Below are 20,733 nucleotides of genomic sequence, written 5' to 3' on the forward strand. Positions count from 1 at the left end.
ACAGGAGTGATCCTATGTCAGGTCATGACTACGATGCTGTGAACTACTGGAAGGCGAACCTACGCCTTATATTCGGGAGCCTTATTGTCTGGGCCCTCGTGTCTTATGGGTTTGCGATACTGCTTCGCCCCATGCTCGCCGGAATCCCCATTGGCGGAACCGACCTCGGCTTCTGGTTCGCCCAACAGGGTTCGATTCTTACTTTCATCGCGTTGATCTTCCATTACGCCTGGCGGATGAACAAGCTCGATGAAAAATTCGACGTGCATGAGGAGTAAGTTCGAATGAGTCAATTTGCCATTAACCTATTATTTGTGGGCGGCTCATTCGCCCTCTATATCGGTATCGCCATCTGGGCGAAGGCCGGTAGTACGAGTGATTTCTACGTTGCCGGCGGCGGCGTTCACCCGATCACCAACGGTGCGGCGATCGGTGCTGACTGGATGTCCGCAGCATCCTTTATCTCCATGGCGGGCCTGATTGCCGCTGGTGGTTATGCAAACTCGACGTTCCTGATGGGCTGGACAGGCGGCTACGTTCTGCTGGCCATGCTTCTGGCGCCTTACCTGCGTAAGTTTGGTAAGTTTACGGTTCCCGAGTTCATTGGTGACCGCTTCTACAGCAAAAATGCTCGCTTGGTGGCAGTTATCTGTCTGATCGTAGCTTCTGTAACCTACGTCATCGGCCAGATGGCGGGTGCCGGCGTAGCCTTCTCCCGCTTCCTTGAAGTCGAATCAACCATGGGTCTGATCATTGCGGCTGTGGTGGTATTTGTCTACGCCGTACTTGGCGGCATGAAGGGCATCACCTATACGCAGGTGGCTCAATACTGCGTACTGATCGTCGCCTATACCATCCCTGCGGTCTTCATCTCCCTGCAGTTGACCGGTAACGCCCTGCCCCCGCTGGGTCTGTTCTCGACTCACGTGGATTCTGGCATGCCGATCCTGGACAAGCTGAACCAGGTCATCACGGATCTCGGCTTCAACGAGTACACCGCTGATGTAGACAACAAACTGAACATGGTTCTGTTTACCCTGTCCCTGATGATCGGTACCGCTGGTCTGCCTCACGTCATTATCCGGTTCTTCACTGTGCCAAAAGTAGCGGATGCTCGCTGGTCTGCAGGCTGGGCGCTTGTTTTCATCGCCCTGCTCTACCTCACAGCGCCGGCTGTTGCTTCCATGGCTCGCTTGAACCTGATGACCACCATCTACCCGGAAGGCACCCAAGCAGAGCCGATCCAGTATGATGAGCGTCCAAACTGGATCAAGGACTGGGAAGTCACTGGGCTGATCCAGTTCGAGGACAAAAACCAAGACGGCCGTATTCAGCTGTACAACGACTCACCTGAGTTTGAAAGCACAGCTCAGTCCCGTGGCTGGGAAGGAAACGAGCTGGTCGTTAACCGGGACATCCTGGTACTGGCCAACCCGGAAATCGCCAACCTGCCAGGATGGGTTATCGGCCTTATCGCCGCTGGTGGTCTGGCGGCAGCCCTGTCGACGGCAGCCGGTCTGTTGCTGGCAATATCGTCGGCGGTCAGTCACGACCTGATCAAAGGCTCGATAAATCCCAACATCACGGAGAAAGGCGAGCTGCTCGCAGCCCGAATATCGATGGCAGTCGCAATCTGTGTTGCCACCTATCTGGGCGCAAACCCACCGGGCTTCGCGGCACAAGTTGTTGCACTAGCCTTCGGCATCGCAGCAGCGTCCCTGTTCCCGGCACTGATGATGGGTATTTTCTCCAAGCGGGTTAACAATGTCGGTGCAATCGCCGGTATGCTGACCGGTCTGGGCTTCACCCTGGCGTACATCTTTGTGTACAAGGGCTGGCTGTTCATTCCGGGTACCAACAACCTGGCAGACACCCCAGAAAACTGGGTACTGGGCATTTCGCCCCTGTCTATCGGTGCAGTTGGTGCTGTCGTCAACTTTGCGGTAGCCTTCATTGTGTCCAACGCAACTGAAGAACCGCCCGTTGAGATTCAGGAACTGGTTGAAAGCGTCCGCTACCCACGTGGTGCGAGTCAGGCTCACGACCACTAAGCAACGAATCAGCCTAATTCACTGAATGAATTAGAAGGTTGATGACGAACGGGCTTCCTCTGTGAGGGAGCCCGTTCTTTTTTAAGGAAACCCGTTTTATGTTCTGGACGTTTGTCGCTACCGTTGTTTGCGGCCTGGGAGCCGCAGGTATTGCGCTCGGAATTCGGGCGATTACCCGAAACCTCGCTCCGAAGTGGATCATTCCAGTCTTTGCCGGGGCTGGTATGCTCGGGTACCTCATCTACACCGAATACACCTGGTTTGAACAAAAGCAGTCCCTGATGCCCGAAGAGGCTGTCATTGTGGACACGGAGAGCAACGGCATTTTATGGCGCCCATGGACGTTTTTCTTCCCTTACGTCAATGCTTTCTCGACAGTCGATACCAAAAGCATCAGCGAAACCCCGTCAAACCCGGACGTTTTGCGCTTCACCCTGTATCGCTTTGAGCAGAAAATGGTCGATGCTGTTTCTCATCGGATTCATATTCTTAACTGCAATACCCGCGAACTTGTACCACTGGGTTCAGACGGCGCCCCACGGCTTGATAACATGAAAAAACTGGACCCGCATGACAAACTGTTGATGACCGTTTGCGGCGAATGAAGATAACCCCAACCGCTCCCGAGAACCCCGGGTAGAATAAAAAGAGCGAACTATGATTAGTGCCTGGTTGCTGGTCTTAATTTCCATCACCTACATTTCGATTCTTTTTGTTATTGCCTGGGCCGGCGACAAGCATCCTGGTCTCTACCGTCGCCGACTGGCACGTACCCATATCTATGCTCTGTCACTGGCGGTCTACTTCACCTCCTGGACGTTTTACGGTGCCGTAGGCCGAGCCACTCAGGAGGGGCTCGGCTTTTTGCCAATCTATCTCGGCCCGTTACTCGTTTTTGTCTTTGGCGCTCCCCTGTTGCGCCGTATCATCTTCATCAGCAAGCGCAACAACACCACCTCGATTGCGGACTTCATAGCATCCCGTTATGGCAAATCCCAGTCACTCGCCGCTATGGTGGCAATCTTCGCACTGATCGGCAGTGTTCCTTACATTGCCCTGCAGCTTAAAGCCATCTCCATGGGCTTTAGCGTCCTCTCGGACACTGGCGTGGAACCCAATGAACTCAGTACCGCTGCGTGGAACGATTCGGCCTGGTATATCACGCTGGTACTCGCAGTATTTACCGTTCTGTTCGGTACCCGACACCTCGAGTCAACCGAGCACCACCGGGGCATGATACAGGCAGTGGCCTTTGAGTCGTTGATAAAGCTCGTGGCCTTCGTGGCCGTTGGCCTGTTCGTTATCTATGGTCTTTATGGCGGCTTCGGTGATCTCTGGGGCAACGTCCGCAGCGCCGGGCTCGTCGGCACACTGACCACCGACAGCGTAGAGGCTCCGGCTTTTATTACCCAAACGCTGGTGGCCATGCTGGCAATCATCTGCCTACCCCGACAGTTCCATGTCATGGTGGTGGAAAACACCGACCACCGGGATTTTGAAACCGCCCGCTGGGCGATGCCGATTTACCTGATTATTGCCAGCGCCTTTGTTCTACCTATTGCGGCAGCAGGCTTGTTATCCCCGGAAGCCAGCGCGTCCGATCCGGACATTCTGATTCTGAACCTGCCAATTCTGGCCGGAGAACAATGGCTCGCTATCCTGGCATTCCTGGGCGGTGGATCAGCTGCGGCAGCAATGGTCATCGTCTGTTCGGTCGCCATCGCAACCATGGTCAGCAATGAAATCATCATGCCGGCGCTACTTAAGTTCTTCCGCCCCGGCATGAACAAACGTTCCGATCTCAGCTACCTGCTACTCAGCATTCGACGGGTTGCTATCTTCGTGGTGTTGCTCACTGCCTACGGGTTCTATCGCATGGCAGGCGCGGATTACAGCCTGACAGCCTTTGGGCTGCTCTCATTCGCCGCAGCGGCCCAGTTCGGACCCGCACTTGTCGGTGGTATTCTCTGGCGCAAGGGCAACCATACCGGCGCTGTCTGGGGCCTCGGTCTCGGCTTCCTGATGTGGTGCTATACCCTGCTGTTACCCGCTCTGGCATCCACTGGCTGGTTAAGCGATACCCTTATTGATCATGGGGTTTGGGGCATTAACTGGACAAGGCCCACGGCTCTTTTTGGTTCTGAACTTGATCAGACCAGCCACGGCATTATCTGGAGCCTGGGCATCAACACCGTTACCTACATCGTTCTCTCGATGCTGACCCGCCAACGGGTGCGGGAAAAGATCCAGATCGCCTCGTTCTTCCACGATCCCCAACCGAGAGCTGAGACGCCGCAGCAACAGAGCTGGCAGGGTGAAATCTTGACCTCTGATCTGCAGGCAATCTCCGACCGTTTCATGGGGGAAGAGCGAGCCGAAGCCATCTTCCGCAACTACGAGCGGCGCAACGCCATTCGCCTGCACCCTCATAGGCCAGCTTCGTCACACCTGATGAAGTTCATTGAGCGGCAACTGGCATCGGTTATCGGGGCGTCCACGGCACGCGTGGTACTGGAGTCCACGCTCACCGGGCGGGACATGCAGATCGAGGACGTCGTGAGCATCGTCGATGAAGCCTCGCAGGCCATGACCTTCAGCCGGGAATTACTGCAATCGGCAATTGAAAACATCAGCCTGGGTGTTTCCGTCGTGAACCACCAACAACAGCTGGTGGTATGGAACCACCGCTACCTGGAGCAATTCAGCTACCCGAAGGGCTTCGTCCGGGTCGGCCGTCCGGTGGAAGACCTGATGCGGTACAACCTGACCAGTGCCAACCTGCCAGCGAGACGAATCGACGAGGTCATTGCTGATCGCTGCGCCAGCATGCGCGAGGGTCGGCCGATGTCCTACGAGCGACAACGACCGGACGGCACCGTACTGAGGATTGATGGTAGCCCGATTCCCGGAGGTGGTTACGTAACCACCTTCCAGGACATCACCGCTATGCGAAGGACCGAGCAAGCGCTGAAGGAAACCAATATCTACCTGGAGCAGCGCGTCAAAGAACGCACCCAGGAACTCCAGGTGATCAATGAGCAGATGCTCAAGGCGAAATCCGTGGCTGAACAGGCCAACCAGAGCAAAACCCGCTTCCTGGCGTCAGCAAGTCATGACCTTCTCCAACCCCTGAATGCCGCGCGCCTGTTCACCTCGGCTCTGGCGGGTAAAGCCAGGGATCCTGAAATGACCGAACTGGTGGACCACATTGACAGCTCGCTGGGCGCCGCCGAAGAAATCATCAGCACCCTATTGGACATCTCAAAGCTGGACGCCGGTGCACTGGAACCGGATATCGGTGTGTTTCCGGTTAACGAGATCATGCGGCACCTGGCAACCGATTTCTCTGCCATCGCAAAAGACCAGGGCCTGGATCTTCATGTTGTCCCCAGCAGCGCCTGGGTGCGATCAGACTCAAAACTGCTGCGGCGCGTTATCCAGAATTTTCTTTCCAACGCCATTCGTTACACCCCAAGTGGGAAAATCCTGCTGGGCTGTCGGCGTCTGAAAGGGTATATCCGCATTGAGGTATGGGATACCGGGCCGGGTATTCCGGAAGACCAGCTTACTCACATCTTCGAGGAATTCCGTCGTTTTCAGCAGGGCCGAGACAAAAAAGGCCTTGGTCTGGGGCTCGCGATTGTCGACCGCATCTGCGGCATGCTGAATCACCCGGTGAACGTACAGTCAGTTCAGGGACTCGGCAGCGTATTCAGCATCACCGTGCCAGTTGCGCCGGCCGAGCAAAGTGACCAGAGCACCACCAAATCTGCACCCGCGTCGCGGCGTGTATCGAGCCTGGGAGGCCTTCACGTGGTCTGTATCGATAATGACCCTGCTATCCTCCATGGCATGAGTGCCTTGCTGGATAACTGGCACTGTGACGTGACAACAGCCGAAAGTCTGGAGGATGCTCGGGACAAACTGAACGGCACGAAACCGGACATCATATTGGCCGACTACCAATTGGACGATAACCGGAATGGGCTCGACGCCATGGACTCATTGAGGGACGAGATCAGCAATGATATACCTGGCATACTCATTACCGGCTATATGGCTCCGGACGTGAGGGAGGATGCGATCAACAGGGGCTACCAGATCCTTTATAAACCGGTGAAACCAGCCGCATTGCGAGCACTGGTTAACAAGTTGCTGAAACAGAAACGGTCATGACCGAACCCACTAGCAATGCCATCGGCGCCAACTTCGGGAAACTCAGTTACCTGGTCGTCGACGACTTTGAGAACTTTCGATTGTCCATGCGGCAAATCTTGCGGAATTGCGGCGCCGACAAGATCGAGTCGGTCGCCAACGCATCCGCTGCCGTCCAGTATTGTGCCTATAACCACGTAGACGTGGTGCTTTGCGACTACAACCTGGGTGAGGGCAAGAACGGCCAGCATATACTCGAGGAGCTCCGGCACAAGAAACTCCTGAAACGCTCTTCGCTGTTTCTGATGGTGACCGCCGAAACCTCCAAGGAGATGGTGATGGGCGCCCGGGAATACCAACCTGACGGCTACCTCACCAAGCCCATCAACCGTGCCATGCTTGAAAAGCGACTGGGCGGCCTTATCGCGCAACGCAATGCCCTGCTTCCGATCAACCGGGAGATCGATCGGGAAAACTTCCCCGAGGCCATTTCTCTATGCCTGCAGACGCTACCCTCGCAACCTCGCTACAAGACCTGGCTAATGAAAACGCTGGCCGACCTCTATTATCAGGTTGGAGACTTCAGCCATGCCCTGAAAATCCATGACGATGTACTGAGCCAGCGCGATCTGTCCTGGGCACGGCTTGGTCGTGGCAAAATTCTGATTGCCAACCAGAATTACGATGAAGCGGCGGCAACCTTGAAAGCACTGGTGTCTCAGCATCCGGATTACATGGAAGCGTATGATCTTCTTGCCGAGGCTCTCGAAAAACAGGGCCGGCCCACCCAAGCCCAACAGATTCTTGAGAAGGCGGCAGAGCACTCCCCTAACGCGCTGTTGCGACACAGGCACCTGGCCGTACTTGCCTCGTCCAATCAAGACATGCCGACAGCGTCCAAAGCCTGGCGGCAGACCGTCAGCCTTGGCACCTACTCGATACACGACAACTCAGAACACTATCTTGCATTGGGCCAGTCACTGTCAGACCTCAGTGAAGGGGACTCGTCAAATGAGGGCACAGCCCATGCGGACGAAGCTCTGACCATACTCCGACGTATGGAAAAGCGGTTTGCCGGACAGGAAAACATTAAGCTGCGTAGCCGAATTGTCCAGTCCCGGGTTCATGCCGGCCAAGACCGAATGAATGAAGCCCAAAATGCTCTAGACAGCGTTGCGGACGAACTCGACCCTGATCTAATGCCTCCCGAAGCCTGCCTTGACTACGCCAAGACGCTGTTCCGTCTGGGCCGGGAGGCCGATGCCAAGGGCCTGCTCAATGCCCTTGCCCTTCGTTGCAGCGATAACCCTCCGCTATTGCAGAAAATCGAGAGCTTACTCGATGAACCGGTGGGCTTCCGACAAAAACTTCAAGCCCGGTCTCTGAATCGTGATGGCATCAAGGCGTTCGAGGCAGGCAATCTGGAAGAGGCCGTGACCACATTCAACCGGGCACTGGATATCGTGCCCTCCCACGCCTCTCTCAATTTGAACCTGGTACAGGTATTGATGAAGCAATATCAGGGTACAGCAGGTGATCGAGAGCTTTTGAAGCGCTGTGAAAAATGCCTGGAAAAACTCGCTGATCTGCCAGAACAACATCGCCAGCACCGACGCCTGATCTCTTTGCGCAAGAAACTGGAGGGAATGATGTCATGACCACCAATGATCATGATGAGTTGACTCACCCCCGAGGTACACAGAGCATCGACTTTTCAATGGTGCTGGCCTCAGCCGTCCATGACATGAAGAATTCGCTGGGCATGTTGCTGAACTCCCTGGATGAGCTTCGCCAGGAGCAGACAGACACCATCAGCGATTCTCCCCGCTTCAACACCCTGCAGTATGAAGCCGAACGCATGCACAACGATCTGGTGCAGTTGCTGGGCATCTACAGGCTCGGCGAAAACAACCTGTCCGCACATGTTGAGGAGCACTTCGTTCCGGACTTCCTGGCCCAGCAAATGGCACGCCATACGCCGCTTCTTGAGGGCATGGGGATCAAGCTGGCGATCGAATCCGATGATATCAACGGCTTCTTCGATGAGGACCTGCTGACCGGCGTACTCAATAACACCATCAACAACGCCATCCGATACACCAAGAGTATGATCAAGCTGACAGCGGCGATACATGATGATTTTCTGGTTATTGGCGTGGAAGATGACGGCGACGGATACCCGGAAAACATGCAGCACAATGGAACGCCCAGCTTCAAATCCCTGAACTTCAACAGTGGAAGTACCAGCCTTGGGTTGTTCTTCGCATCATCGGTTGCCCAGCTTCATAGCAATGGTGACCGCCATGGATATATCAAGCTGCACAATGATGGCCGCCTGGGCGGTGGCGTATTCGAGATCTGGCTGCCATGATGGAACACAGCCAATACTTCAGGAAGGGAACCAATGGCTCGAGGTCACGCTTTAATTGTCGATGATTCGTCGACGGCACGCATCATCCTGGCCCGCCTGCTGGAACGCGCCGACCTGACGACAAAAGGCGTCGTCAGCGCTGAGGAAGGCCTCACACAGTTACGTGAAGAGGCTTTCGACCTGGTTTTCCTGGACCACCTCTTGCCCGGAATGAACGGCTTGGAAGCCCTGGATGTGATCAAGGCGGACTCTGAGCTACGGCACATCCCGGTTTTCATGTACACATCGCAAAGCGCGGAGCGTTATCGTCAGGATGCCAAGGCCCGTGGTGCCGCTGGTGTGATTGGCAAACAGGTTGATCGGGAACAACTCCTTACCACTATCGAGGCTATCCTGACAGATGCCTCCACCTTGCCTAGTCTGTCGCCAATCGACAATAACACTGGCGAACTCATTGAACAAAGCTACACAAGACGACTGACAGGACGGCTCGCCACCCTGGAGATCGCCTATGAGGAAACGCACGACGAACTCAGGCAGCTGCGCAAAAGTGTTGCCCTATTGGAAGCCATGCATCAGGAAGGTCTTGACGGGCAGCGCAACCGACTGAAGTGGCTGGCGATTGGCAGTGTCGCCGGCCTCGCAGGTATCGTTCTCTTCTTCGGTCTGGAATTGAGAGACCTGTCGATCTTGCTTGAAAGCCTGAACGGACAACTGGCCGTTATGCAGGAAATTGTAGGTAGCCTGGTTGAACTCGAGGAAGTGAGCAGGCAATAAAAAAGCCCCGGCAGCATACGCTGTCGGGGCTGTTTTATATTAAGAGCCTGACGATGACCTACTCTCACATGGGCAGAAGCCACACTACCATCGGCGCTGGTCTGTTTCACGGCTGAGTTCGGGATGGGATCAGGTGGTTCCAGACCGCTATGGTCGTCAGGCAAAACGGTTGATCACTGGGTGGACGAGGTAGAACGATGTGATGTCGATTTCGATTGAGCACAATGGCTCTTGCGTTATCCGCAATTGTCTTGGGTGTTATATAGTCAAGCCTCACGAGCAATTAGTATCGGTTAGCTCAACGCCTCGCAGCGCTTACACACCCGACCTATCAACGTCCTGGTCTTGAACGGCTCTTCAGGGACCTCAAGGGTCCAGGGAGATCTCATCTTGGAAGGGGCTTCCCGCTTAGATGCTTTCAGCGGTTATCCTATCCGAACATAGCTACCGGGCAATGCGTCTGGCGACACAACCCGAACACCAGCGGTTCGTCCACTCCGGTCCTCTCGTACTAGGAGCAGCTTTCCTCAAATCTCCAACGTCCACGGCAGATAGGGACCGAACTGTCTCACGACGTTCTAAACCCAGCTCGCGTACCACTTTAAATGGCGAACAGCCATACCCTTGGGACCGGCTTCAGCCCCAGGATGTGATGAGCCGACATCGAGGTGCCAAACACCGCCGTCGATGTGAACTCTTGGGCGGTATCAGCCTGTTATCCCCGGAGTACCTTTTATCCGTTGAGCGATGGCCCTTCCATACAGAACCACCGGATCACTATGACCTACTTTCGTACCTGCTCGACGTGTCTGTCTCGCAGTTAAGCGGGCTTGTGCCATTACACTAACCGCATGATGTCCGACCATGCTTAGCCCACCTTTGTGCTCCTCCGTTACGCTTTGGGAGGAGACCGCCCCAGTCAAACTACCCACCACACAGTGTCCTTAACCCCGATAAGGGGTCGAAGTTAGAACCTCAAACAGGTCAGGCTGGTATTTCAAGGTTGGCTCCACCAGAACTGGCGTCCTGGTTTCAAAGCCTCCCAGCTATCCTACACAAACATGCTCAAAGTTCACTGTGAAGCTATAGTAAAGGTTCACGGGGTCTTTCCGTCTAGCCGCGGATACACCGCATCTTCACGGCGATTTCAATTTCACTGAGTCTCGGGTAGAGACAGCGCCCCCATCGTTACGCCATTCGTGCAGGTCGGAACTTACCCGACAAGGAATTTCGCTACCTTAGGACCGTTATAGTTACGGCCGCCGTTTACCGGGGCTTCGATCAAGAGCTTCGCGCAAGCGCTAACCCCATCAATTAACCTTCCGGCACCGGGCAGGCGTCACACCGTATACGTCCACTTTCGTGTTTGCACAGTGCTGTGTTTTTAATAAACAGTCGCAGGGGCCTGGTATCTTCGACCGGCTTCTGCTCAACCCGCGAAGGGCGTCACATACCACCGGCGTGCCTTCTCCCGAAGTTACGGCACCATTTTGCCTAGTTCCTTTACCCGAGTTCTCTCAAGCGCCTTGGTATTCTCTACCTGACCACCTGTGTCGGTTTGGGGTACGGTCTCGAATAGCCTGAAGCTTAGAAGATTTTCCTGGAAGCAGGGCATCAATGACTTCCCGCCCTAAAAGGGCAGTCGTCGTCGCGTCTCGGCATTGTGGGACCGGATTTGCCTAATCCCACTGCCTACATGCTTAAACCGGGACAACCGTCGCCCGGCTCACCTAGCCTTCTCCGTCTCTCCATCGCAGCTATCCAAGGTACGGAAATATTAATCCGTTTCCCATCGACTACACCTTTCGGTCTCGCCTTAGGGGCCGACTCACCCTGCGCCGATTAGCGTTGCGCAGGAACCCTTGGTCTTCCGGCGTGGGGGTTTTTCACCCCCATTGTCGTTACTCATGTCAGCATTCGCACTTCTGATACCTCCAGCATGCCTCTCGACACACCTTCGCAGGCTTACAGAACGCTCCCCTACCCCGTGCACTTGCGTGCACAGCCGCAGCTTCGGTAACCAGTTTGAGCCCCGTTACATCTTCCGCGCAGGCCGACTCGACTAGTGAGCTATTACGCTTTCTTTAAAGGATGGCTGCTTCTAAGCCAACCTCCTAGCTGTCTGAGCCTTCCCACATCGTTTCCCACTTAACTGGTATTTGGGGACCTTAGCTGGCGGTCTGGGTTGTTTCCCTCTTCACGATGGACGTTAGCACCCACCGTGTGTCTCCCGGATAGTACTCACAGGTATTCGGAGTTTGCATCGGGTTGGTAAGTCGGGATGACCCCCTAGCCGAAACAGTGCTCTACCCCCTGTGGTATTCGTCCGAGGCGCTACCTAAATAGCTTTCGGGGAGAACCAGCTATCTCCGGGCTTGATTAGCCTTTCACTCCGATCCACAAGTCATCCCCTGGCTTTTCAACGACAGTGGGTTCGGTCCTCCAGTTGATGTTACTCAACCTTCAACCTGCTCATGGATAGATCGCCCGGTTTCGGGTCTATGCCCAGCGACTAAATCGCCCTATTCAGACTCGGTTTCCCTACGGCTCCCCTAAACGGTTAACCTCGCCACTGAACATAAGTCGCTGACCCATTATACAAAAGGTACGCCGTCACGGAACAAGTCCGCTCCGACTGCTTGTACGCATACGGTTTCAGGATCTATTTCACTCCCCTCACAGGGGTTCTTTTCGCCTTTCCCTCACGGTACTGGTTCACTATCGGTCAGTCAGGAGTATTTAGCCTTGGAGGATGGTCCCCCCATGTTCAGACAGGATGTCTCGTGTCCCGTCCTACTCGATTTCACTGGACTCAGGTTTCGGATACGGGGCTATCACCCACTATGGCGGCTCTTTCCAGGGCCTTCTCCTACCAGTTGTCCAGCTTAAGGGCTGGTCCCCGTTCGCTCGCCGCTACTGAGGGAATCTCGGTTGATTTCTTTTCCTTCGGGTACTTAGATGTTTCAGTTCCCCGAGTTCGCCCCGTACAGCTATGTATTCACCGTACGGTACCGGTCCGAAGACCGGTGGGTTTCCCCATTCAGAGATGCCCGGATCACAGCTTGTTTGCCAGCTCCCCGAGCCTTATCGCAGGCTTCCACGTCTTTCATCGCCTCTGACTGCCAAGGCATCCACCGTATGCGCTTAGTTGCTTGACTATATAACCCCAAGACAACTGATCCGTTTCTCACACCCAACCAGAACATCGCACCCACCGAAGTGAACACAACCTTCTCATTCAGAGATGAGATTCAGAGACAGTCACTCGAAGTCATATACAACCACTTCAACGACAACACCGGATAACGCTTGAAATCGCTATCACATTGAACACTTTCTCTCGGAGATAATGAGAAAAAGTATTCGTGTTCTATCTCGTCCAATTTGTTAAAGAGCAAATCTGACCCAGTGATCAGAAAGAAGAACTTCCGCTTAACAACTCTTGTCATTAAACCGAAACGCTTGTTTCTGCACACTGACCGAAGCCAGGCATTCATCGATCTGTCCAGGTATTGGTGGAGCTGAGCGGGATCGAACCGCTGACCTCCTGCGTGCAAGGCAGGCGCTCTCCCAACTGAGCTACAGCCCCTAAAAGCTATTTACAAGAATTGTGTAGATCTAGGCGTGTTCGGGCGCCGCATAGCCTGCTATGCAAGTCCGGACACAACGACGAGCTACGCAATTCTGGTGGGTCTGGGTGGACTTGAACCACCGACCTCACCCTTATCAGGGGTGCGCTCTAACCACCTGAGCTACAGACCCGGTTTTGCTTGTCCTGAAACAAGCCAAGTCGGGCCTGCATAGACCCTTTGCTCTCTTCTTAAGCTAACCAAGTAATTCGTGTGGACTCTGACCGAAGCATTCGGCTTCGTTTAAGGAGGTGATCCAGCCGCAGGTTCCCCTACGGCTACCTTGTTACGACTTCACCCCAGTCATGAACCACACCGTGGTGATCGTCCTCCCGAAGGTTAGACTAACCACTTCTGGTGCAATCCACTCCCATGGTGTGACGGGCGGTGTGTACAAGGCCCGGGAACGTATTCACCGCGACATTCTGATTCGCGATTACTAGCGATTCCGACTTCACGGAGTCGAGTTGCAGACTCCGATCCGGACTACGATGCGTTTTGTGAGATTAGCTCCCCCTCGCGGGTTTGCAGCCCTCTGTACGCACCATTGTAGCACGTGTGTAGCCCTGGCCGTAAGGGCCATGATGACCTGACGTCATCCCCACCTTCCTCCGGTTTGTCACCGGCAGTCTCCCTAGAGTTCTCAGCCGAACTGCTAGCAACTAGGGATAGGGGTTGCGCTCGTTACGGGACTTAACCCAACATCTCACGACACGAGCTGACGACGGCCATGCAGCACCTGTGTCAGAGTTCCCGAAGGCACCAATCCATCTCTGGAAAGTTCTCTGCATGTCAAGGCCAGGTAAGGTTCTTCGCGTTGCGTCGAATTAAACCACATGCTCCACCGCTTGTGCGGGCCCCCGTCAATTCATTTGAGTTTTAACCTTGCGGCCGTACTCCCCAGGCGGTCAACTTAGTGCGTTAGCTGCGCCACTAAGACTTCAAGAGTCCCAACGGCTAGTTGACATCGTTTACAGCGTGGACTACCAGGGTATCTAATCCTGTTTGCTCCCCACGCTTTCGCACCTCAGTGTCAGTATTGGTCCAGAGTGCCGCCTTCGCCACTGGTGTTCCTTCCTATATCTACGCATTTCACCGCTACACAGGAAATTCCACACTCCTCTACCATACTCTAGCCTGACAGTTCGAAATGCCGTTCCCAGGTTGAGCCCGGGGCTTTCACATCTCGCTTATCAAACCACCTACGCGCGCTTTACGCCCAGTAATTCCGATTAACGCTTGCACCCTCCGTATTACCGCGGCTGCTGGCACGGAGTTAGCCGGTGCTTCTTCTGTGAGTAACGTCAAGCCTCACGAGTATTAGTCGTAAGGTTTTCCTCCTCACTGAAAGTGCTTTACAACCCGAAAGCCTTCTTCACACACGCGGCATGGCTGGATCAGGGTTGCCCCCATTGTCCAATATTCCCCACTGCTGCCTCCCGTAGGAGTTCGGGCCGTGTCTCAGTCCCGATGTGGCTGATCATCCTCTCAGACCAGCTACGGATCGTCGCCTTGGTAGGCTCTTACCCCACCAACTAGCTAATCCGACATAGGCACATCCAATAGCGCAAGGTCCGAAGATCCCCTGCTTTCCCCCGAAGGGCGTATGCGGTATTAATCCGGGTTTCCCCGGGCTATCCCCCACTACTGGGCAGTTTCCTATGCATTACTCACCCGTCCGCCGCTCGTCAGCGGGGAGCAAGCTCCCCCTGTTACCGCTCGACTTGCATGTGTTAAGCCTGCCGCCAGCGTTCAATCTGAGCCATGATCAAACTCTTCAGTTTAAATCATACAAGAATCCGAAGATTCTCTATTCTTGCTCAAGACAAAACTCAATTTCGACGAGTCACTGTCCTGATATTTCGTATCCGAAATACCTCGGCCAGCGCCCACACGAATTACTTGGTTAACTTTTTAAAGAGCGTTCGGGGCTTGCCCGATCAAGGTGGCGTATTCTACATCGAATCGCTGCCTTGTCAACCGCTTTCTGAAGAATTTTGAAACTCGAAATCTTCAATTAATTCAAACGGTTGTCTTTCAATTTCTGGCCCGCCTCAGTGGCGTGCCCCTCGAAAGAGATGCGTATTCTACAGAGCTCACTCCGACTGTCAACGGTTCGTTATAACTTTTTCAGGAAACCTGACGATTTATCGTCAAAGCTCGGTTTTCACAGCGGCCGCAGCCTGGGTTGCTTTCTCCCTGGCCTCGTCAATCGAGCTACCGGTCGCAAGCGCGACCCCCATTCTCCGCCGCCCCTTCAGTTCAGGTTTCCCAAAGAGCCTGATAAAGATGTCAGGTTGAGCCAACGCTTTTTCAAGCCCGGTATAGGCAACCGCATCCGAATCACCCTCCGGCAATATCACTGCGGAGGCTGAGGGGCCCTGTTGACGGATCGCCGGTATCGGCAACCCGAGGATGGCGCGGGCGTGCAAGGCAAACTCGGACAGATCCTGGGAAACCAGAGTCACCAACCCCGTGTCATGAGGGCGTGGCGACACTTCTGAAAACCATACGTCATCGCCCTTCACAAACAATTCCACACCGTAGACACCATAGCCACCCAGATTGCTGGCAACCGCTTCCGCGATTTCCCGGGAACGGGCCAGCGCCTTGTCACTCATTGGTTGCGGCTGCCAGGATTCACGGTAATCGCCGTCTTCCTGATGGTGCCCAATAGGATCACAGAATGAAATACCGTCGCGGTGCTTCACGGTCAGCAAGGTAATTTCGTAGTCAAAATCCACAAACCCTTCGACAATCACCCTTCCCTTGCCGGCTCGACCACCGGTCTGGGCATAATCCCAAGCGGTCTCAATATCATCGGCGGACTTGACCGTGCTCTGCCCTTTTCCTGAAGAACTCATAACGGGCTTCACCACCAGAGGCATTCCGATGGCTTCGACGGCCGCAAGATACTCCTCTTTCGACTCGGCAAATCGATAGGGCGACGTTGCAAGCCCGAGTTCTTCGGCGGCCAGGCGACGGATACCTTCCCGGTTCATGGTGAGATTGACGGCTCTTGCGGTGGGAATCACCCGATAGCCTTCCTGCTCAAGCTTTACCAGCTCCGGCGTGGCAATCGCCTCAATTTCCGGCACGATGAGGTTTGGCTTTTCCGCCTCAATAATGCTGCGTAAGGCAGCGCCATCGAGCATATCGACAACGTGACTCCGATGGGCCACCTGCATGGCCGGGGCGTTGGCGTAACGGTCAACTGCGATAACTTCCACGCCAAAGCGCTGGAGTTCAATCACAACTTCCTTGCCCAGCTCTCCCGAGCCACAGAAGAGAACCCTGAAAGCATTTCCTTTCAGCGGAGTACCAATACGAACTGTGTCAGTCATGAAAGTTTCTGCCTTTCCTGATATCGGGGGTCAAAGACCTAGATCAAAAATTTGCTTTCACGCTCGGCCACTTTGCGCAGCACTTCCTGGCGCTCTTCATTGCTCATCTGGGACCATCGCGTGATCTCATCACCACTGCGATGGCACCCAACACACATATCGTTGTCATCAAGGGCGCAAATACTCACACAGGGCGAGCGCACCTTATCAGCCACTTTCATTCCGCAACCTCACCTAACGTCTTGACCACTACTTTAACCTTTCCTGATCTCTGCTTCTAACGCCGGTTCCGTCAACGACTCACCCCAGGTGCTTCCATGCACAAGATCAGCCAGAGGCAACCGCGAGCGCCATCCCTTTTTCTGTAGTTCAGGCTGTTCAAGAAACTCGCTGACATAGCCAAGGCACAGATAGGCCAACGGGTAAACGTGTTCGGGGAGCTTCAGTGTCTTCGCCAGCTTTTCCTGATCCAGAATACTGACCCAGCCCACACCGATCCCTTCAGCCCTTGCTGCCAGCCAAAAGTTCTGTACCGCCAGGCACGTGCTGAAAAGATCCGTTTCGACGATCGAGTTACGTCCCAGCACATGGCTACCACCACGACTTCGGTCACAGGTGATGCATAGATTAATCGGGCTCTCCAGGATGCCCTGGAGCTTCAGACTCTTATACTGTGTATTGCGATCGCCTTCATAATTTTCCGCGGCTTTCCGGTTTTCTTCCTCGAAAATGGAAAGCACTGCGCTGCGCACTGACTTGCTATCGATCACGAGAAAGTCCCACGGCTGCATAAAACCGACGGAGGGTGCGTGGTGGGCCGCGTCGAGCAGTCGGGCAAGGACATCCGGGGGAATCGGATCAGGAAGAAACTGCGAGCGCACATCCCGGCGTTCATGGATCGCACGATAAAGCCCGCTCGTTTCTTCATCACTAAAGGGGCGATTCTGGTTTGGCCGGTGGGTTCTGTTGTCTGTCATTCTTTGCCTCTAATGCCGTCGGTTGAGTCCCAGCAAATGCTTCAGAAACCCCGTGTCCAGACACTCCTCAACGAGATCCGCCAGGCGATCCAGCTGTTCCAGGCGATGTGCCTTGTAGTCTACGGCCTGATGCTGAGCTCCCAAGCCCGCCCATTCGAGTATCTCACGGGTCGCTTCAGGCTGATCGAAAATGCCGTGAACATAGGTTCCAATTATCTGACCGTCCTCACTCACTGCGCCTTCAGGCTGTCCATTCAGCGTCGCCATGGGGCGTTCAAGCGCGGGGCCACAGGAAATACCGTTATGCATCTCATAACCTGTGAACCCCGGCCTTCCACTGCCAAGCGTTAACTCTCCGGAAACATCCTTCAGCGTTTTGCCGGCAACCATCCGTGTGGTCATGTTGAGCAACTCAAGGCCAGGCGTGGTACCGGCATCCCCTTCCAGGCCGTCCGGGTCGGATACCTCCCGCCCCATCATCTGAAAGCCACCGCAAATGCCTAACACCTTGCCGCCATAACGGAGGTGTTTCTGAATAGCCTCAGGCCAGCCCTGGCATCTCAGCCACTGCAGATCATGCCGGGTGCTTTTGCTGCCCGGTAACAGGATCAGGTCAGCCGGGGGAATCCGCTGGTCGGGGCCGATGAATTGGAGGTTGACGCCCGGGTGCAGACGAAGGGGGTCAAAGTCATTGTGATTGCTGATGCGAGGTAACACCGGGACGATCACATTCAGTGCATCGGGTTCATTGGTGCCACTGGTGCCAACGCTGTCTTCAGCGTCAATCACCAAGCCATGCAGATACGGCAATACGCCAGCTACGGCTTTATCAGTGCGTTCGGCCAGCCAATCCAGGCCTGGCTTCAACAAGGCAATATCGCCCCGAAAACGGTTGATAACGAAGCCTTTCGTGCGCGCTCGTTCGCTCTCGGTGATGAGTTCAAGCGTGCCCACCAGTTGGGCAAATACACCACCCTTGTCAATATCGCCGACGAGGAGCACTGGGCAATCGGCCGCTTCGGCGAAGCCCATGTTGGCAATATCATTCGCACGCAAATTGATCTCGGCGGGGCTACCAGCCCCTTCGGCAATGATTACCTCATAGCGGGCACTCAGGTCACGCCATGCCTCCATCACAGAGGCCATCGCCTCGGCCTTGTAGGCATGGTAATCCAGAGCGTTCATATTGCCGTGAACCTTGCCTCGCAGGATTACCTGGGCACCGCAGTCACTCTGGGGCTTGAGCAACACCGGATTCATATCGCTATGCGGGGCGAGCCCGCAGGCCAGTGCCTGAAGTGCCGTGGAACGGCCTATTTCACCGCCGTCTACGGTAACCGCACTGTTCAGGGCCATGTTCTGAGGTTTGAAAGGCGCCACGGAAACACCCTGCCGCGCCAGCCACCGACACAGGGCGGCGACGACCGTCGTTTTGCCGGCATCGGAAGTCGTTCCCTGTATCATCAACGTGGTCATGGGTAGCAGCCTCTGTTACAGCTCGACACCTTTCTGGGCTTTCACACCCTGGTCCTTGAAGGCATGCTTCACCACGCCCATTTCCGTGACAGTGTCCGCCAGGTCCACCAGCTCCTGTGGTGCCGACCGACCGGTCACTACCACATGCTGCATCTCCGGGCGGCCCTGGAGGTCGTCCAGAACACGGTCGAGATCAATATAGTCGTACTTCAGGGCGATGTTGAGTTCGTCCAGCAGGACCAGGTCGTAGCTGTCGTCTTTCAACATGTTGGCGGCCACATCCCAGGCGGCATTGGCTGCCTCCACGTCCTGCTCCCGGTTCTTGGTATCCCAGGTATAGCCCTGGCCCATCACGTGATAACTCACGTTGGGCAATTCGCGGAAGAACGCTTCTTCACCGGTGCTGAATGCGCCTTTGATGAACTGGACAATACCCACTTTCATGCCATGGCCGAGCGCCCGGGCCACCATGCCAAAACCGGAACTGCTCTTGCCTTTACCCGGGCCGGTCAGCACCAGCAGCACACCCTGTTCTTTCTGGGCACGGGCGATGCGCTCCTGCATGATCTTCTGCTTTGCGTCCATGCGGCGGGCATGGCGTTCGGGGTCTTTGGCGCGTTCACGCATAGTCAGGCTCCTTATCGATAAGCGGGCGAATGGCCTGCCCGCGAAAAATTCCGGCCACCAGTTCTGGGGCGGAGGGAAAATAGCCGTGGAAATAGCTGGCCACCAGCCCCTTCCGGCAATACACCGGTTCAGCCTCGGTGCCCGCAACCTTGCGGGTTCGGGCCAGGGGTTGCCAGTCAGTTTCCAGTCGCGAGTGATGATAGGTATGCCCCCGCAACTGCCCCTTCTCGGTATTCAGGCTCTGCAGACCCAGCGCCTGCAGGCGGCCGGCCATACTGGCTCGACCCGGGATAATTCCGAGCAGGTTGTGGATCTCTCCGTCGTGGTCCGCCAGTTCCTCCACACAGGCCATTAACCCGCCACACTCGGCCAGCATGGGTTTACCGGCGCTGTAGTGGTTGCGAATCGCCTCCAACATCGGACGGTTACCGGCCAGAGTGGCACCATGAAGTTCCGGGTACCCGCCTGGTAACCAGAGGGCGTCGGCGTCTGGCAATGCTGAATCTATCAGCGGGGAGAAAAAAGACAGTTCTGCCCCCATCGCCTGCAACAGGTCCAGATTGGCGCGGTAAATAAAACTCAGCGCTGCGTCCCGGGCAATGGCGATGCGAACGCCCTCAAGCAACGGTGGCGGGGACTCCGGGGGTTCAGCTTCCAACGTCACGGGAAGCGGCAGGCCATCCAGCCCTGCTTCCGCAAGAACGTCAGCGGCGGCGTCCAGACGCTGCTCCAGATCGCCCAACTCGCCGGCCTGAACCAGCCCAAGATGCCGGTTTGGAAGACTCATGGCCTCGTTTCGGGGAATGGTCCCTAGCAGACTGATGCCCTCAGGCAGGCTCTCCCGCAGCATAGCCCCATGTCGGGGACTGCCGATGCGGTTGGCAATCACCTGATAAACCGGAAGCGCGGAGTCGAATTTTGATAACCCCAGAGCCACCGCTCCAAAGGTCTGAGCCATGCCGCGGGCATCAATGACCGGCAGAGCGGGAATACCCATCAGCTTGGCGAGGTCCGCACTGGAAGGGTCACCGTCAAACAATCCCATTGATCCTTCCACCAGAATAAGGTCGGCATCCTGCGCGGCTTCCGCCAGACGCCAGCGACACTCGTCCTCGCCCGTCATCCACGGATGCAACTGGTACACCGGCTGTCCGGATGCGACTTCCAGCACCATCGGGTCCAGGTAATCCGGGCCGTGCTTGAACACCCGTACCTTTCGTCCGGCATTCCTATGCAATCTCGCCAGTGCTGCGGTCACCATGGACTTCCCCTGGCCAGAACCTGGTGCGGTAATCATTGCGGCTGGTACGGTTGCTTTCATATAGC

General features: G+C 55.4%; 13 protein-coding genes, 2 tRNA genes and 3 rRNA genes. 7 read left to right on the top strand and 11 right to left on the bottom strand.

Features of this window, described 5'->3' with window-relative positions; genetic code table 11:
* Positions 1-14 precede the first annotated feature (14 nt).
* The 7 genes from SIC19_RS01845 (at position 15) to SIC19_RS01875 (ending at position 9,354) form a co-directional block, all read left to right on the top strand.
* Positions 15-278 (top strand): DUF4212 domain-containing protein, encoded by a 264-nt coding sequence (locus tag SIC19_RS01845; RefSeq protein ID WP_007154785.1) that lies wholly within the window; start codon positions 15-17, stop codon positions 276-278.
* Positions 279-284: 6 nt separating this feature from the next.
* Positions 285-2,051, top strand: coding sequence for a sodium:solute symporter family protein (locus SIC19_RS01850; protein WP_075195298.1), 1,767 nt, complete (start codon positions 285-287; stop codon positions 2,049-2,051).
* A gap of 98 nt (positions 2,052-2,149) precedes the next feature.
* Positions 2,150-2,656, top strand: coding sequence for a hypothetical protein (locus SIC19_RS01855; RefSeq protein WP_091643969.1), 507 nt, complete (start codon positions 2,150-2,152; stop codon positions 2,654-2,656).
* 52 nt (positions 2,657-2,708) lie between these two features.
* Complete coding sequence (locus SIC19_RS01860; protein WP_041334959.1) at positions 2,709-6,227, top strand: PAS domain-containing hybrid sensor histidine kinase/response regulator; 3,519 nt, start codon at positions 2,709-2,711, stop codon at positions 6,225-6,227.
* The gene (locus SIC19_RS01865) at positions 6,224-7,864 is read left to right on the top strand and encodes a tetratricopeptide repeat-containing response regulator (RefSeq protein WP_127400923.1); all 1,641 of its coding nucleotides are present in this window, start codon (positions 6,224-6,226) and stop codon (positions 7,862-7,864) included. The genes SIC19_RS01860 and SIC19_RS01865 overlap by 4 nt, the downstream gene beginning before the upstream one ends.
* A complete protein-coding gene (locus SIC19_RS01870) occupies positions 7,861-8,577 on the top strand; it encodes a sensor histidine kinase (protein ID WP_127400921.1) in 717 nt (238 codons plus the stop codon). The genes SIC19_RS01865 and SIC19_RS01870 overlap by 4 nt, the downstream gene beginning before the upstream one ends.
* A gap of 33 nt (positions 8,578-8,610) precedes the next feature.
* The gene (locus SIC19_RS01875) at positions 8,611-9,354 is read left to right on the top strand and encodes a response regulator (protein WP_036206551.1); all 744 of its coding nucleotides are present in this window, start codon (positions 8,611-8,613) and stop codon (positions 9,352-9,354) included.
* A 45-nt stretch (positions 9,355-9,399) separates the two neighbouring features.
* Here SIC19_RS01875 and rrf read toward each other — a convergent pair.
* From rrf to SIC19_RS01930, 11 genes are all read right to left on the bottom strand, one after another.
* A 5S ribosomal RNA gene (gene rrf, locus SIC19_RS01880) occupies positions 9,400-9,515 on the bottom strand.
* A gap of 101 nt (positions 9,516-9,616) precedes the next feature.
* Positions 9,617-12,512: ribosomal RNA gene (locus tag SIC19_RS01885) — 23S ribosomal RNA — on the bottom strand.
* A 355-nt stretch (positions 12,513-12,867) separates the two neighbouring features.
* Positions 12,868-12,943: transfer RNA gene (locus SIC19_RS01890), tRNA-Ala, on the bottom strand.
* Positions 12,944-13,039: 96 nt separating this feature from the next.
* Positions 13,040-13,116 (bottom strand) — tRNA-Ile (locus SIC19_RS01895).
* Between the two features lie 111 nt (positions 13,117-13,227).
* A 16S ribosomal RNA gene (locus tag SIC19_RS01900) occupies positions 13,228-14,767 on the bottom strand.
* The 16S, 23S and 5S rRNA genes sit together here with 2 tRNA genes alongside, the layout of an rRNA operon.
* Positions 14,768-15,136: 369 nt before the next feature.
* Positions 15,137-16,327 carry a formate-dependent phosphoribosylglycinamide formyltransferase gene (gene purT / locus SIC19_RS01905; RefSeq protein ID WP_127400919.1) on the bottom strand — a complete coding sequence of 397 codons (1,191 nt, stop codon included), beginning with the start codon at positions 16,325-16,327 and terminating at the stop codon, positions 15,137-15,139.
* 38 nt (positions 16,328-16,365) lie between these two features.
* Positions 16,366-16,548 carry a DUF1289 domain-containing protein gene (locus SIC19_RS01910; RefSeq protein ID WP_007154793.1) on the bottom strand — a complete coding sequence of 61 codons (183 nt, stop codon included), beginning with the start codon at positions 16,546-16,548 and terminating at the stop codon, positions 16,366-16,368.
* A 33-nt stretch (positions 16,549-16,581) separates the two neighbouring features.
* A complete protein-coding gene (bluB, locus tag SIC19_RS01915) occupies positions 16,582-17,304 on the bottom strand; it encodes a 5,6-dimethylbenzimidazole synthase (RefSeq protein WP_127400918.1) in 723 nt (240 codons plus the stop codon).
* Positions 17,305-17,313: 9 nt separating this feature from the next.
* A complete protein-coding gene (locus tag SIC19_RS01920; RefSeq protein WP_127400916.1) occupies positions 17,314-18,780 on the bottom strand; it encodes a cobyric acid synthase in 1,467 nt (488 codons plus the stop codon).
* A gap of 15 nt (positions 18,781-18,795) precedes the next feature.
* On the bottom strand, positions 18,796-19,407 hold the full coding sequence (cobO, locus tag SIC19_RS01925) for a cob(I)yrinic acid a,c-diamide adenosyltransferase (protein WP_007154796.1): 612 nt from the start codon (positions 19,405-19,407) through the stop codon (positions 18,796-18,798).
* A complete protein-coding gene (locus SIC19_RS01930; protein WP_127400915.1) occupies positions 19,400-20,728 on the bottom strand; it encodes a cobyrinate a,c-diamide synthase in 1,329 nt (442 codons plus the stop codon). The genes cobO and SIC19_RS01930 overlap by 8 nt, the downstream gene beginning before the upstream one ends.
* Positions 20,729-20,733 lie beyond the last annotated feature (5 nt).

Origin of the sequence: Marinobacter sp. MIT930201, from assembly GCF_047122665.1 — a bacterium.
In the GTDB taxonomy this organism is placed as follows: Bacteria; Pseudomonadota; Gammaproteobacteria; order Pseudomonadales; family Oleiphilaceae; genus Marinobacter; species Marinobacter salarius.